13 protein-coding genes are annotated in these 12,918 nt (G+C 67.7%); 5 read left to right on the plus strand and 8 right to left on the minus strand.

Annotated elements, in window-relative coordinates; genetic code table 11:
• Positions 1-63 precede the first annotated feature (63 nt).
• The 8 genes from Y704_RS0114270 to Y704_RS0114305 all read right to left on the minus strand — a co-directional run bounded on the left by Y704_RS0114270 (position 64) and on the right by Y704_RS0114305 (position 8,364).
• Positions 64-918 (minus strand): PPK2 family polyphosphate kinase, encoded by an 855-nt coding sequence (locus Y704_RS0114270; protein WP_026550618.1) that lies wholly within the window; start codon positions 916-918, stop codon positions 64-66.
• A 58-nt stretch (positions 919-976) separates the two neighbouring features.
• Positions 977-2,194, minus strand: coding sequence for a pyridoxal phosphate-dependent aminotransferase (locus Y704_RS0114275; protein ID WP_026550619.1), 1,218 nt, complete (start codon positions 2,192-2,194; stop codon positions 977-979).
• Between the two features lie 101 nt (positions 2,195-2,295).
• Complete coding sequence (locus Y704_RS0114280) at positions 2,296-3,261, minus strand: ABC transporter substrate-binding protein (protein WP_026550620.1); 966 nt, start codon at positions 3,259-3,261, stop codon at positions 2,296-2,298.
• Complete coding sequence (locus Y704_RS21515; RefSeq protein ID WP_173401141.1) at positions 3,258-4,007, minus strand: ABC transporter permease; 750 nt, start codon at positions 4,005-4,007, stop codon at positions 3,258-3,260. The genes Y704_RS0114280 and Y704_RS21515 overlap by 4 nt, the downstream gene beginning before the upstream one ends.
• Positions 4,007-4,744 (minus strand): ABC transporter permease, encoded by a 738-nt coding sequence (locus Y704_RS21520; RefSeq protein WP_051477113.1) that lies wholly within the window; start codon positions 4,742-4,744, stop codon positions 4,007-4,009. The genes Y704_RS21515 and Y704_RS21520 overlap by 1 nt, the downstream gene beginning before the upstream one ends.
• Positions 4,745-4,746: 2 nt before the next feature.
• On the minus strand, positions 4,747-5,865 hold the full coding sequence (locus Y704_RS21525) for an ABC transporter ATP-binding protein (protein WP_035772877.1): 1,119 nt from the start codon (positions 5,863-5,865) through the stop codon (positions 4,747-4,749).
• Positions 5,866-6,189: 324 nt separating this feature from the next.
• Positions 6,190-7,107, minus strand: a complete 918-nt coding sequence (locus tag Y704_RS0114300; protein WP_026550621.1) for an N-acetylglucosamine kinase — start codon at positions 7,105-7,107, stop codon at positions 6,190-6,192.
• A 9-nt stretch (positions 7,108-7,116) separates the two neighbouring features.
• Positions 7,117-8,364: an MFS transporter gene (locus Y704_RS0114305; RefSeq protein ID WP_026550622.1), complete on the minus strand. Its 1,248-nt coding sequence runs from the start codon at positions 8,362-8,364 to the stop codon at positions 7,117-7,119.
• 199 nt (positions 8,365-8,563) lie between these two features.
• Here Y704_RS0114305 and Y704_RS0114310 point away from each other — a divergent pair, with 199 nt between their 5' ends.
• The 5 genes from Y704_RS0114310 to Y704_RS0114330 are packed head-to-tail and all read left to right on the plus strand — an operon-like array spanning position 8,564 to position 12,822.
• Positions 8,564-9,046, plus strand: coding sequence for an Lrp/AsnC family transcriptional regulator (locus tag Y704_RS0114310; protein WP_026550623.1), 483 nt, complete (start codon positions 8,564-8,566; stop codon positions 9,044-9,046).
• A complete protein-coding gene (locus tag Y704_RS0114315) occupies positions 9,043-9,912 on the plus strand; it encodes an alanyl-tRNA editing protein (protein ID WP_026550624.1) in 870 nt (289 codons plus the stop codon). The genes Y704_RS0114310 and Y704_RS0114315 overlap by 4 nt, the downstream gene beginning before the upstream one ends.
• Positions 9,913-9,954: 42 nt before the next feature.
• Positions 9,955-10,485, plus strand: a complete 531-nt coding sequence (locus Y704_RS0114320; protein ID WP_026550625.1) for a hypothetical protein — start codon at positions 9,955-9,957, stop codon at positions 10,483-10,485.
• On the plus strand, positions 10,478-12,157 hold the full coding sequence (locus Y704_RS0114325) for a sensor histidine kinase (RefSeq protein WP_253904355.1): 1,680 nt from the start codon (positions 10,478-10,480) through the stop codon (positions 12,155-12,157). Before Y704_RS0114320 ends, Y704_RS0114325 begins: the two co-directional genes overlap by 8 nt.
• A complete protein-coding gene (locus Y704_RS0114330; RefSeq protein ID WP_026550627.1) occupies positions 12,154-12,822 on the plus strand; it encodes a response regulator transcription factor in 669 nt (222 codons plus the stop codon). Before Y704_RS0114325 ends, Y704_RS0114330 begins: the two co-directional genes overlap by 4 nt.
• Positions 12,823-12,918 lie beyond the last annotated feature (96 nt).

The raw sequence follows: 12,918 nt of genomic DNA on the forward strand, positions 1-12,918 counted from the left end.
GCGCTCGAGCCGAGAACGAGGGCTGAAGCAGCGGCGGCACACCGTCGTCACGCGCCAACGCACCTATGAGTCCGCAAGCCGCTTCTTTTCGGCCTCAACGTCGAAGTGGGCCGGAGGCCAACTGAGCTGCATGTCTTCGAGCGTCCCGATGAGCACCTCCTGGACCGCGAGCCGGGCGTACCACTTACGATCGGCCGGCACCACGTACCAGGGGGCGTCCGGTGTCGACGTGCGCTCGATGGCGGTTTCGTACGCCGCCTGATACTCGTTCCACAGCGCGCGCTCCTCGATGTCGGAGGGTGCGTACTTCCAGAACTTGTCCCTGCGGTTCAACCGCTCCGTCAGGCGCTTCTTCTGCTCCTTCTTGCTGATGTGCAGCATCACCTTCACAACCCGGGTCCCGGAGGCCACGGCGTCCGCTTCGAAGGCGGAAATCGCTCCGTAGCGCCGCTCGATCTCGCTCGTCGCTGACAGGCCGCGGACCCTGTGGATCAGGACGTCCTCGTAGTGCGACCTGTCGAACACCCCGATCATGCCCGGCCCGGGAAGCTGCCGGGCGATCCGCCACAGGAAGTCATGCCGCTTCTCCGCGGCGGTGGGCGCCTTGAAGGCGTGGTGGTGGACGCCCTGTGGATCGACAGTTCCCACCACGTGGCGGACGATCCCGCCCTTTCTTGCCGTGTCCATCGCCTGCAGGATCAGCAGGAGGGATATCCCACTGCCGTGGCGGCTTTCGGCGAACAGCTTCTCCTGCAGCTCCGACAGCACGCCGGAACCCGCTCCAAGCGCGGCCTGCCCGGCAGCCTTGTCGTGCCCGAACCCGGGAGTGGACCGCGGATCCACTGCGTCCAGCCGGAAATCGGGTCCGGCAAGCAGGAGCTTGCGGGGATCAGCATCAAAACCCTTGCGATGTGCCATGGATCCTCCTGAGGTTGGAGAGCGGACAGGACCGGTCGGAGTCCGGCCCCGCTTCGGGTCAGGGTTTGTAGGAGGACAGGAATTCGGCCAACCGCCCGATGGCGTCCTCGATCACGTCGACACTCGGCAGGGTCACCATCCGGAAGTGGTCCGTCGCGATCCAATTGAAGGCACTTCCATGGGACACCAGGATCCTCTGCTGCTTCAGAAGGTCGAGCGCGAATTTCTCGTCATCCCGAATCGGGTAGACCTCGGGATCCAGTCTGGGAAAGAGATACAGGGCGCCCATGGCTAGTTCGCAGCTCACTCCCTCGATCTCGTTCAGCAGCTGCGCCGCCTTGTCCCGCTGCTTCTTCAGGCGCCCGCCGGGAAGGATGAGGTCGTTGATGCTCTGGTGGCCGCCCAGCGCTGTCTGGATGGCGTGCTGCGCGGGCACGTTGGCGCACAACCGCATATTGGCGAGGAGGTTGATGCCCTCGATATAGTCCGCGGCGTCATGCTTCGGACCGGAAATGGCCATCCACCCACTGCGGAAACCGGCGATCCGGTAGGCCTTGGAGAGTCCGCTGAACGTCAGGCACAGGACGTCGTCGCCGCAGACCGATGCGGCGTTGATGTGCACGGCGTCGTCGTACAGGATCTTCTCGTAGATCTCGTCGGCGAAGATGATCAGCCCATGCTCACGTGCGAGTCTGACCACGCCCTCGAGGATCGGGCGGGGGTAGACCGACCCGGTGGGATTGTTGGGGTTGATGAGCACGATCCCCTTGGTGCGGGGAGTGATCTTCTCCGCCATGTCCTCGAGGTCGGGGTACCAGTGGTCGTTCTCGTCGCAGAGGTAGTGGACCGCGGTCCCGCCGGCGAGGCTCGCGGATGCCGTCCACAGGGGGTAGTCCGGAGTGGGCACCAGGATCTCGTCCCCGTTGTTGAGGAGCGCCTGCAGTGACAGGGTGATCAGTTCGCTGACGCCGTTGCCCAGGTAGACGTCGTCCACATCGATCGAGTTGATCCCGCGTCCCTGGTAATACTGGACGACGGCCGTGCGCGCGGAGAAGATCCCGCGGGAATCGCTGTACCCCTGGGACTTCGGCAGGTTCCGGATCATATCGACGAGGATGGCCTCGGGTGCTTCGAAGCCGAAGGGCGCGGGGTTCCCGATGTTGAGTTTGAGGATGCGGTGGCCCTGGGCTTCCATGCGCATCGCTTCCTCCAGCAGCGGGCCCCGGATGTCGTAGAGGACGTTGTGGAGTTTATCCGACTGCTTGAACTTGGCCATTGAAACAGGATGCCACAGCGAAGCCCCGGTACGCGGCATTGTTCTGCCACGCGCCGGGGCTCCGAACCCCCTGGAAAGGGGGGACTGCCACTCTGGTGCCGCTAGCCGGCCAGGCCCTTGTCCGCCAGCCAGTCGGCAGCAGCATCAGCGGGATTGCGCTTCTCGTCACCGCTGACCTCACGGTTGAGGCTCAGCAGGTCCTCGGTGGTCAACTGTGCGGATACCTCGTTGAGGACGGTCCGCGCATCCTCCCCCACGGTGTCCAGGTTGACGAACGGAAGGACCTGCTGGGCGATGAAGTTGTCCTCCGGATCCTCAAGCACCACCAGGTCGTTGTCCTCGATGGACGGCGTGGTGGTGTAGATGTCGGCCGCCTGGACGTCGTCGCTGAGGAGCGCCTGCAGCGTCAGCTCACCGCCGCCGTCATTGATGGCCTCGAAACCGCCGGGCACGCAGTTGTACTTCTCATCCAGGCCCGGCAGTCCGTAGGCCCGTTCCTGGAAGGTACTCGGGGCGCCGATGGTGATTTCCCCGCACACCTCGGCAAGATCCTCGATGGACTCGAGTCCGTACTGCTCAGCGGTCGCTGCAGTGACCACCAGTGAATCCTTGTTCTCCGCCTCCGAGGGCTCGAGCACCCCGAGGTTGGCGTCCGGCGACCTCGCCGCGAGTGCCTCGGGCAGGGCACTGACGATGTCTCCCGCGGAGGCCGCGGTGGCAGCAGGATCTGCGAACAGCAGCAGGTTGCCGCTGTAGTCGGGGATGATGTCGACCGATCCCTCCTCCACGGCGGTGTAGTAGATCTCGCGGGACCCGATACCGAGCCGCGTGGTGGCCTCGACGCCGGCGGCATTGAGCGCACCGGCGTAGATCTCCGCGATCACCTGGCTCTCCGGAAAATCTGCCGAGCCGACCACCACGGAGCCGCTCGCGGCAGCTGTGTCCTCGGGTTCCCCCTGGGGGTCGCTGTTGGCACCGCAGGCAGTCAACGCCAGCGCGGCCGTCAGGCCGCCAGCCAGTCCTATCATCGCGCGCCGAGCGGCGCCGTGTGCTGACAGGTTTGTCATGTTGTTCCTCCTTGTGCACTGGCGACGGCCTCTTGCCGGCCAGATTCTTGGGGTCGCGCCGGAGATGTGGTTGCCCGCAACCCCGGGGAGACAGCAAATTTTTGCAACAGCGCCATGACGCCGTCCACCGCGATCGCGACGGCACCGATGATCACCGCGCCGCCGAACAGCCGCCCGTAGTCGGCGAGCTGGGTGCCCTCCACCAGGAACACGCCGAGGCCCACGGCCTTGACGAAGGCGACGACCGTCGCTGTCGCCACGACCTGGAGCACCGCCGCCCGCACGCCGCCGAGGATGACCTGCATCCCGTTGGGCACCTCGACCCGGATGAGGATCTGCCACTCGGTCATGCCCATGCTCCGGGCGGCGTCCACCACGGAACGGCGAACCGAGGAGATCCCGGCGTAGACTCCGCCGAGCAGCGGAGGAACAGCAAGCAGCACGAGCGCCCAGATGGGGGGCATCAGCCCCCGGCCGGCGAGCAGCACGAAGAGGAAGACGATACCGAGGGTCGGAAGCGCGCGGAGGATGCCCACGCCGGAGACGATGAGGACCCGCCCCCGTCCGGTGTGGCCGACGAACAGACCGACCGGCACGGCGATGGCCAGGGCGATGAGCATGGTCAGCGCGGTGTAGCCGAGGTGCTCGACGATCCGGGTCGGGATGCCCGCGGGGCCGGACCAGTTGTCCGGTGACGCCAGCCACTCCCCCATCTGGACGAAAAGGTTGTCGCTCGAGTAGTCCATCAGGCGCCGGCCTTCCGGGTTCCGGCCGCGGCCGGCGCTGCGGCGGACCCCGCGGCAGGTGCCGCGTCCGCCCCGGGAACCGGCGCGGACACTGCACCGGCTGTTGCCCGCCGGGCCCACGGCGTCAGCAGGCGCTCGAGGCCTACGAGCAGGAGGTCCATCACGAGCGCGAGAAGCAGCGTGAGAATGATGCCCACCGCGATCTCGGTGGGGAACGAGCGGAACAGTCCGTCGGTGAAGAGCGTGCCGAGACTCTGCACACCGATCAAGGCGCCGACGCTGACCATGGAGATGTTGGTCACGGAAATGACCCGGACCCCGGCGATCAGCACCGGAATGGACAGCGGAAGGTCAACGCTGAAGAAACGCCGGACGGGTGTGAACCCCATGGCCACGGCGGCCTGCCGGACGCCGTCGTCGATGGAGTTGAGCGCATCGAGGGTGGAACGGATGAGCAGGGCGAATGCGTAGATGGTCAGGGCCACCACGACGTTGACCATGCTGATGGACCGCGTCCCGAGAACCACGGGAAGGAACACGAACATGGCCAGAGACGGGATGGTGTACAGGATCGAGGACACCGTCAGCAGCACCCCACCCACCGTGCGGTTCAGGCGCACCAACTGGGCGACAGGCACGGCGAGGAGAACCCCGAACAGGATCGGCAGGACGGCCTGGAACAGGTGCAGGCCGGTCAGCCGCAGGATGAAGTCGAAATTCGCGAGGAACCAGTCCATCCCTAGACCGCCGTGTTGTGGTCGGCGCGACCGCGGTCGAGCCGGGCCCGCTCGATGAGCTCGAACACCTCGCCCGCATGGACGACTCCGACCACGCGGCCGTCGTCGTCGATCGTCACGCCGAGTCCTGACGGCGATGACAGCGCGGCGTCGAGGGCACGCCGCAGCGTGTCCCCGCGACGGTAAAGGGACCCGCCGGGGACCGCTTCGGCCTGTGAGGTGACCTCGGAGCGGCGTGCCAGGGGCACCCAGCCGTGCGGGCGCCCCTCTCCGTCCACGGCCAGGGTCCACGGCGAGCGCACGCTGACGGTCGGGTCTCCGAGCCGCTCCACGTCGATCGTCTCGATGGGGTGGATAGGGACGCCGGTCCCGTCCTGGAAGGAGAGATGGCGGAAGCCCCTGTCACGCCCCACGAATCCTGCCACGAAATTGTCGACGGGCGCCCGGAGGATCTCCTCGGGCGTTGCGTACTGCGCGAGCCGCCCGCCCACCGCGAACACAGCGACCTTGTCCCCGAGGACCGTTGCCTCGTCGATGTCGTGGGTCACGAAGACGATGGTCTTGGCGAGGTCCCGCTGCAGCCTCAGCAGCTCTTCCTGGAGCTCACCGCGCACCACCGGATCGACGGCGCTGAACGGTTCGTCCATGAGCAGTACGGGAGGGTCGGCCGCAAGCGCCCGTGCAACTCCGACGCGCTGCTGCTGGCCGCCTGAAAGCTCCCCGGGGTAACGGGCACCGAGCGCCGAGGCGAGGCCGACGACGTCGAGCAGTCCGGCCGCCGTTGCGCGTGCCTCGGATCGGGGGACGCCGTTCAGGCGGGGCACGGTAGCGATGTTGTCCAGGACGGTGCGGTGCGGCAGCAGGCCCGAGGACTGCATCACGTACCCCATCGACCTGCGCAGCTCCGCGGCCTTCCGCCCCGCCACGTCCACTCCATCGAGCAGGATGGTTCCCGAGGTGGGCTCGACCATGCGGTTGATCATCCTCAGCGAGGTGGTCTTGCCGCAGCCGGAGGGGCCCACGAAGACGGTGATGGCTCCCCGGTCGATCTCGATGCTGAGGTTGTCGACGGCGGGTTGGCCGCCGTCGTACGTCTTGGTCACGCCGCGGAACTGGATCATCGGTTCGGGTGGTGCCGTGCGTGACGACCCAGGGGGTGCTTCTTGGAGCGCGCCGCGGAGTTCGTCTGTTTGCGGAGATGCGGGGTCACCGGCACGGGAGGTAGTCATTGAAGCTTTGCCTTTCGTGGCAGGAGCTTGACGGGCGGGCCCGCGGCCGGCGCCGGCGCAGCGGCAGGCGGTCGGCCTGATGGGCGGTGGTGGCGCGTCCGGCGCGGCTTTCAGTCGAAGGTCAGAGGTTTGAGTCTATCCCTCAGTTCGGAGCAGGCAAGGCCGGGTATTGGTGCGGTGCCCGGGTTTCACGGACGGTCACCCCCTCCTGCCTGACTATTGCCGGAGGAGGAATTCCACGCCCATCACGGGATCCTGGGCGAGGAAGGCGACGGCGTCGAAGCCCTGCCCCGAGAGCGATGCTCGAAGCGCCTCCTGCAGGAGCGGCTGGTTGACGGCGAGCCCACCTCCGATCACGACGGGCCCGTTGCTCCGGATCACCGATGCCACATCGAGGACGAGCGAGGCGAGCGCGTCCGCCGCGCGCCGGATGATGCTCATGGCAACAGGTTCACCGAGCGCTGCGGCGTCGAACACCAGCGGCGACTGCGACGCCCAGTAGGTACGCCCTGCACTGGAATGGAACAGCCCGATCAGTCCGGCCGGGGACTCGAGGGCGTTGCGTCGCAGGACGAGTCTCCCCAGCTCGTCCTGCGGCAGGCCGAGGTCGGCGCGGTGGAGGGTCGCACGGGCCGCTTCACGGGCCACCCAGTACCCGCTGCCCTCGTCCCCGAGGAGGTAGCCCCAGCCTCCGGAGCGGGCCTGGATCCCGCCTGCGACGCCCCACGCCACCGATCCGGTTCCGGCGATGACGGCAATTCCTTCAGCGACCCGCCCCGCCGCCAGGATCAGGCGGGTGTCGTGGAGGATCTCGATGGTCGCCTCCGGCGCGTGCGGCGCGATCAGCGCGCGGAGCCGTTCGACGTCGTCGGAGGTGTCAACTCCTCCGGAGCCGGCGATCACCCGGTGAACCGGCTGATGTCCGGGGGCAGCGGGGTCGGCGAGCACGGTGAACAGCGACAGGAGGTGCCCGGCGGCCTCGGCCGGGGTGACGTTCTGGACGTTCGCACTGCCCGACGCCGCCTCCGCGACCTTCTCGCCGTCCCGCCAGAGGACGCCGTGCGTCTTGGATCCGCCGATGTCGAGACCGACGACGACGCCGCCGATGGGCGGCCGGCCGGAGGTAGAGGTCATGGGACCACCCTACGGTTCCACTGCCCTACGGGTGCGCGCCAGCAGGGAGACCACGGCCAGGATCCCGCTCGCGGTGGCGATGACGACGGTGAACCCGGTGACCGACACATCAAGGCCCCACACCCCCACTGCGGCCCCGAGTCCGAGGACGGGAACGGCGCTCCCGAGATAGGTCAGCACATAGACGGTGCTGATGACCTGTGCGTGGAGCGAGGGCTCCACCTTGAGTGCCACCTCGTTGAAGACCACCCGGAACGCCATGCCCTGGCCGAATCCGGCCACCACGCAACAGGCAATCAGGAGGGACAGGCTGCCGAGTGCGTGCGCGAGAGGCAGGAGCGCCATTCCCCCTGCCATGGCGGCCAGTCCGGCGGGCACCACGAAGCGGCCCCGCGGCGCCACCAGTTGACTCACGGCGGAGGAAGCGAGCACCAGTGCCGCCAGCAGGCCGATGACGGGCCGCGAGGTTGTTCCTGCAATCGCGGCAAACCATGTCGGCGCAAGGCTCAGGGTGAAACCGAACACCGCGAAACTGAGGAATCCCACCGCCGATGCCGTCCAGAAAGCGCGCCGCGCTGCCCGCGAGACAACGGGCCGTCGAGGGCGCAGCGCGGCCAGGGGCCGCGTTTCCGCGGCGACCCTGATCGCAGGCCGGGCGCGCAGGAAGAGAAGGGGAACCAGGAGGAAGGCAAGAACGAAGAGGTAGATGATGAACGGCGTGCGCGTGGGCGCCGGCAGGAGGGACATCAAGCCCCCGATGACGGGGCCCGCCGCAACTCCTCCGCTCGACGCCACCAGCGTGAAGCGCGAGGCCCAGTCGGGACGGTGCGGCAGCAGATCCCGAAGCGCGGCCGAGCTGGCGCCGGTGGCGAGGGCAACCGCTGCGCCCTGCAGTGCGCGCCCCAGTGCGAGGGTGCCGAGGGACGAAGCGTCAGCAAAGACCGCCGCGCCGCCGAATCCGAGGACAACGGCAAGGACCAGTGCCGCACGTCGGCCGATATGGTCCGACCAGTGGCCCGCGAGCATGAGCCCGGCCACCAGGGTCACCACATAGGAGGAGAACGCCACGGTCAGGCCGAACGGGGACAGGCCGAGGTCGGCCTGAATAAGGGGGTACAGCGGCGTGGCCAGGTTGGCGCCGATGAGCAGCGTGGAGATGACGACGACGGCGAGCCCGAGCCGGGCTGCGAGCGATGCGTCCCAGCTCCACCGTCCGCCGGCAGAGGGCCGCATTCTCAATTCACTCAGGACGCTCATCCGTTTTCCTTCAAACTTTTCCAGGGGGGGCGGCTCCGGTCCGGGCTCAGCGCCGGGTAGCCACGGATGACCGTTGTGGGCAGGCGTCCGCGCCTGCCCTTCAAGCATGAGCCCTCCAGCTGCCCGACAGGGCACGCCTATGATTGGAATGAGCATTCCCGGCAACTTATGAGCAGGCACGCACCGGAAAGTGAGCTTCATGGGCAATCTGGACCACCTTGACACCCGGCTGCTGCTGGCGCTCGTCCAGGATCCCCGGATACAGATCAGCGAGCTCGCCGACTCCCTCGGCATTGCGAGGAACACCGCGCAGACCCGCGTCCGTCGCCTGATGCGCGCCGGAATCCTCCGCCACAGCGGCCGCGAGCTGAACCTGGAAGCGATCGGTTACGACGTCGTCGCCTTCGTGACCATCGAGGTTCTGCACCGCGAGCTCGACGGGGTGATCGCCTCGCTGCGGAAGCTCGACCAGGTCCTCGAGGTCCACGAGATTTCCGGGCGGGGTGACGTCTGGTGCAGGGTTGCGGCGTCCGATACCCACCACCTCCAGTCCGCGCTGCGCTCGGTCCTGCGCATCAAGGGAGTGATCCGCACCGAGACGGTGCTCGCCCTGCACGAGCACATCCCGTACCGCACCCAGCCGCTCCTCGAAAAACTCGTGCTCACCCAAGGAACCCCATGACACTTCCCTCGATCGACACGACCGTGACCTACGCGTCCGGAGCCGTGACGTCGTCGTCGACCGTGCTGCATGTCGAGTCACTCCCCGACGGCAGGTTTGCCGTACTGCTCGCGGAAACCGCCTGCCACCCGATCGACGCCGCATGGCCCGACCAGGGCGCCGACCGGGCGGTGCTGGTGTTCGGGACACGCAGGGTGGACATCGAGGAATGCGTGGTCGGTGCCACCGACGGGCTCTCGTTGTTCCTGGGATCCGATGTGCCGGTCCGGAAGGGCACGGAAGGGTGGGCGTTCGTGGTGGCGCACATCGTGGCGGGAGAAGCACCCCGCGAGGGTGCTGCCGCGTCCGTGGAGGTGGATGAGGCGCACCGGCAGCGTGTGTCCGCCGGCCACACCGCCTGCCACCTCGCCTCGCTCGCCCTCAACGCGGCGCTGGCGGACCGCTGGAGGAAGGACATCCCGGCCGACGCCCTCGGCCATCCCAACTTCGACGCCGTCGCGATCGACGTGTCGAGCATCGGGGAGAACTGCTCGACCGACACCTACCGTCTGGGTCGGTCACTCAGACGCAAGGGCTTCGTGAGCGAGGACATCGACCTGGCAGCAACCGGCGCAGCGGTGAACCGGGTCCTGGGCCGGTGGGTGGAATCCGGCGCTCCCATCACCGTGCGGCATGCCGGCGCCGGACTCACCGACCGCCGCTTCTGGGAGTGCGAACTTCCGGACGGAAGCGTAAGCATTCCGTGCGGCGGCACGCATGCTCAGTCCCTCACGCGCTTCGCCGCCATCCGGGTGGCCCTCACCCTTGAGGACGTCGACGGCACATCCGTGGTTCGGATGGACACCAGGGCCACCGTCGTGGCCTGATCTCTCATCTTCATCTCATGAACAACGGCCATACTTGACGGCATGAAGTCATCGCGGCTCAATACCTGGCTTATCGCGGCCCTGGCCGTCGGCGTGCCGGTGGGCGGCGCAACGGCGCTCGGTTTCGCCGCTGAGCAGCCCGTGCGGGATCTCGGCCCCGCCGTGATGGTCGGCCCGAGCCCGAACGCTGCGCCGCCGACATCTCCTCCGCCCGGCACACCCCCGACCGATACGGCGCCCTCCACACCGTTCGCCCAACCCCCCGTGCCCGGCACGATCCCGCCCGCCACACCCACAGACCCGACACCGGATGCCGTACCGGATGCCGATCCCCCGCAATCAACGCCGGATACCGTGCCGGAGCGGGATCCGGCGGTTCCGGCAGTGCCTGCAGTGCCTCCTCCGGCCCCGGCACCGGCACCGGCCGTGCCTGCTCCGCCTCCCCTCGTGGTTCCGGCGCAGCCTCCCCTGCTCGACGACGGCTCCGACGATGACTCCGATGACGACGACGGCTCCGGCGGGGATTCCGATGACGGTGGGTTCGATGACTCCGATGACTCCGACGATGACTGAAAAAACCGAGCGACTCCCCGTCGCCGATTCCGGCCGGCAGTACCTACGGGCCGGTCCACCGGCAACTCCCCCCTTCGCAGCACCTGGAACCCCGTCCGTACCACCCGCACCGGCTCCGGCACCGACGGCTGCGGCAGCGGGCGCATCGCGTAATGCAGCGTCCCCGCTATCCTCCCGACGTCCGGATCCGGCGGCCGCCGGCACGGGACCGAAGCACGGGCGGGTCGACGGTCTCCTGGCCCGCCTGGCCGGGCAGTGGACCGTGCGCTCACGCGTCCTCAGCGCCGTCCTGATGCTGTCGGCACTCGGGCTTCTGGTGGCAGGGACTGCCGCCTATGCGCTGCAGCGAACCAACCTCAACGCCGACGTGGACGATTCCTTGTCGCGTAGTTTCGGCGAGCTCCAGACGCTCCTCGACACGGGAATCGACCCGAACACCCGCACGGGCTTCGTGGAGGCGGAGCAACTGGTGTACCTCGTGATGCAGCGCACACTCCCCGCACCCAACGAGGGCATGATGGGGGTGCAGGACGGCCGGGCCATCCTGGTGGCGAACGACTCAGTGGATGTCCGGCTCGAGAATGACCCCGAGTTGGTCAGCGCTGTTGCCGGCAGGGCCGGCTCACCGTCGGCGCAGATCAGCACGTTCTCGACATCGAGCACCACCTACCGCGCGGTCACGGTGCCCGTGCAGCTCGCGCAGGATCCCCAGCCCACGGTCTTCGTCCTCGCCTTCGACACGCAGGCCGAACGGTCCCAGCTCAACCAGACGTTCGCGACCTTCGCCCTCATCAGCCTGGGCACGCTGCTGCTCATCGCCGTCGTCGGGTGGCTGCTGGTGGGAAACCTGCTGCAGCCGGTCCGGCGCCTTCGGGATACCGCCCGGCAGATCAGCGACTGCGACCTCTCCCAACGGATCACGGTCACCGGCAACGACGACCTTTCCGACCTTGGACACACCTTCAATGCGATGCTCGACCGCCTTGAAGGGTCATTCACCTCCCAACGGCAACTGCTCGACGACGTCGGGCACGAGTTGCGCACGCCGATCACGATCATGCAGGGCCACCTCGAACTGCAGGACTCGGCTGACCGCGCCGATGTCGACGCCGTCCGGGGAGTCGCGCTCGACGAACTCGGACGCATGCGTTTCCTCGTCGACGACCTCGTAACTCTCGCCGGGAGTTCGCGCCCTGACTTCGTCCGCGTGGAGCGGTCCGACATCGGCCGCCTGACGGACGAGGTCCTCGACAAAACCCGCGGCCTTGGGTCCCGTACCTGGCTGGTCGACTCGCGCGCCGAGGGGGTCTTCCGGATCGATGAGCGCCGCATCACGCAGGCGTGGCTGCAGCTCGCCGCGAACGCGGTGAAATTCTCGGGCGAAGGCTCAATCGTGGCGCTGGGCTCCCGGCTCGAGCCCGAGGGTCTCAGCTTGTGGGTGCGGGACGAGGGCATCGGGATACCGCAGGCCGACCGGAAGCGGATCTTCGACCGTTTCACCCGCGGGGCGAACAGCAACCGCGCGGAAGGCTCAGGGCTCGGACTCACCATCGTCGACGCGATCGTGCACGCCCACGGCGGCATCGTGGAACTGGACTCGGCGCCGGGCAGGGGCTCGACATTCACGATGAGCATTCCCCATGCGACACAACAGCCGAACGAGGACCCATGAGCCAGATCCTGATCATCGAGGACGAGGACCGCATCAGTTCCTTCATCGCCAAGGGCCTTCGATCCGCCGGCTATGCTCCGACGGTGGCCACCAGGGGCAGGGACGGCTACCACCTGGGGCAGACCGGAGACTTCGAGCTCATCATCCTTGATCTCGGCCTCCCTGATCAGGACGGCTTCACCGTCCTGCGCAGGCTTCGGGAGTCGAAGAACGACACACCCATCATCATCCTTTCGGCGCGCACGTCAGTGGACGACACCGTCGCCGGACTGGAAGGCGGCGCCGACGACTACATGGCCAAGCCGTTCCGGTTCGAGGAACTGCTGGCCAGGGTGCGCCTTCGGCTGCGCCAGGACAACGGCGCAGGAAACGCCGCTGTCCTCTCGCACCGCGACCTGCAGTTGGATCTCCGCACACGCCGTGCCCTCGTGGACGGCCGGGAGATCGACCTTTCCGCCCGCGAATTCGCGCTCGCCGAAGCTTTCCTCCGTAATCCCGGACAGGTGCTGAGCAGGGAACAACTCCTGTCCAGGGTGTGGGGGTATGACTTCGACCCCGGGTCGAACGTGGTGGATGTGTACGTTCGGTACCTGCGCAACAAACTCGGAGCTGAACGCTTCGCGACGGTTCGGGGCATGGGCTACCGGCTGGTTTCCGACGCCTAGTGCCGTAGCCGGCGTGCGTTTGCGGCAAGTGCCGCCGCCGCGTCGAGGCGTCCACGAGCATCCTCGGCCCACCCCGGCGCCTCGCCCCCCTCGGCG

This window comes from Arthrobacter sp. Br18, from assembly GCF_000520555.1.
GTDB lineage: Bacteria > Actinomycetota > Actinomycetes > Actinomycetales > Micrococcaceae > Arthrobacter_D.

Bases quoted from the DNA above. Each gene is read 5' to 3' on its own strand.
- Y704_RS0114270 (WP_026550618.1), bottom strand. From the start codon at position 918: ATGGCACATCGCAAGGGTTTTGATGCTGATCCCCGCAAGCTCCTGCTT.
- Y704_RS0114275 (WP_026550619.1), bottom strand. From the start codon at position 2,194: ATGGCCAAGTTCAAGCAGTCGGATAAACTCCACAACGTCCTCTACGAC.
- Y704_RS0114280 (WP_026550620.1), bottom strand. From the start codon at position 3,261: ATGACAAACCTGTCAGCACACGGCGCCGCTCGGCGCGCGATGATAGGA.
- Y704_RS21515 (WP_173401141.1), bottom strand. From the start codon at position 4,007: ATGGACTACTCGAGCGACAACCTTTTCGTCCAGATGGGGGAGTGGCTG.
- Y704_RS21520 (WP_051477113.1), bottom strand. From the start codon at position 4,744: ATGGACTGGTTCCTCGCGAATTTCGACTTCATCCTGCGGCTGACCGGC.
- Y704_RS21525 (WP_035772877.1), bottom strand. From the start codon at position 5,865: ATGATCCAGTTCCGCGGCGTGACCAAGACGTACGACGGCGGCCAACCC.
- Y704_RS0114300 (WP_026550621.1), bottom strand. From the start codon at position 7,107: ATGACCTCTACCTCCGGCCGGCCGCCCATCGGCGGCGTCGTCGTCGGT.
- Y704_RS0114305 (WP_026550622.1), bottom strand. From the start codon at position 8,364: ATGAGCGTCCTGAGTGAATTGAGAATGCGGCCCTCTGCCGGCGGACGG.
- Y704_RS0114310 (WP_026550623.1), top strand. From the start codon at position 8,564: ATGGGCAATCTGGACCACCTTGACACCCGGCTGCTGCTGGCGCTCGTC.
- Y704_RS0114315 (WP_026550624.1), top strand. From the start codon at position 9,043: ATGACACTTCCCTCGATCGACACGACCGTGACCTACGCGTCCGGAGCC.
- Y704_RS0114320 (WP_026550625.1), top strand. From the start codon at position 9,955: ATGAAGTCATCGCGGCTCAATACCTGGCTTATCGCGGCCCTGGCCGTC.
- Y704_RS0114325 (WP_253904355.1), top strand. From the start codon at position 10,478: ATGACTGAAAAAACCGAGCGACTCCCCGTCGCCGATTCCGGCCGGCAG.
- Y704_RS0114330 (WP_026550627.1), top strand. From the start codon at position 12,154: ATGAGCCAGATCCTGATCATCGAGGACGAGGACCGCATCAGTTCCTTC.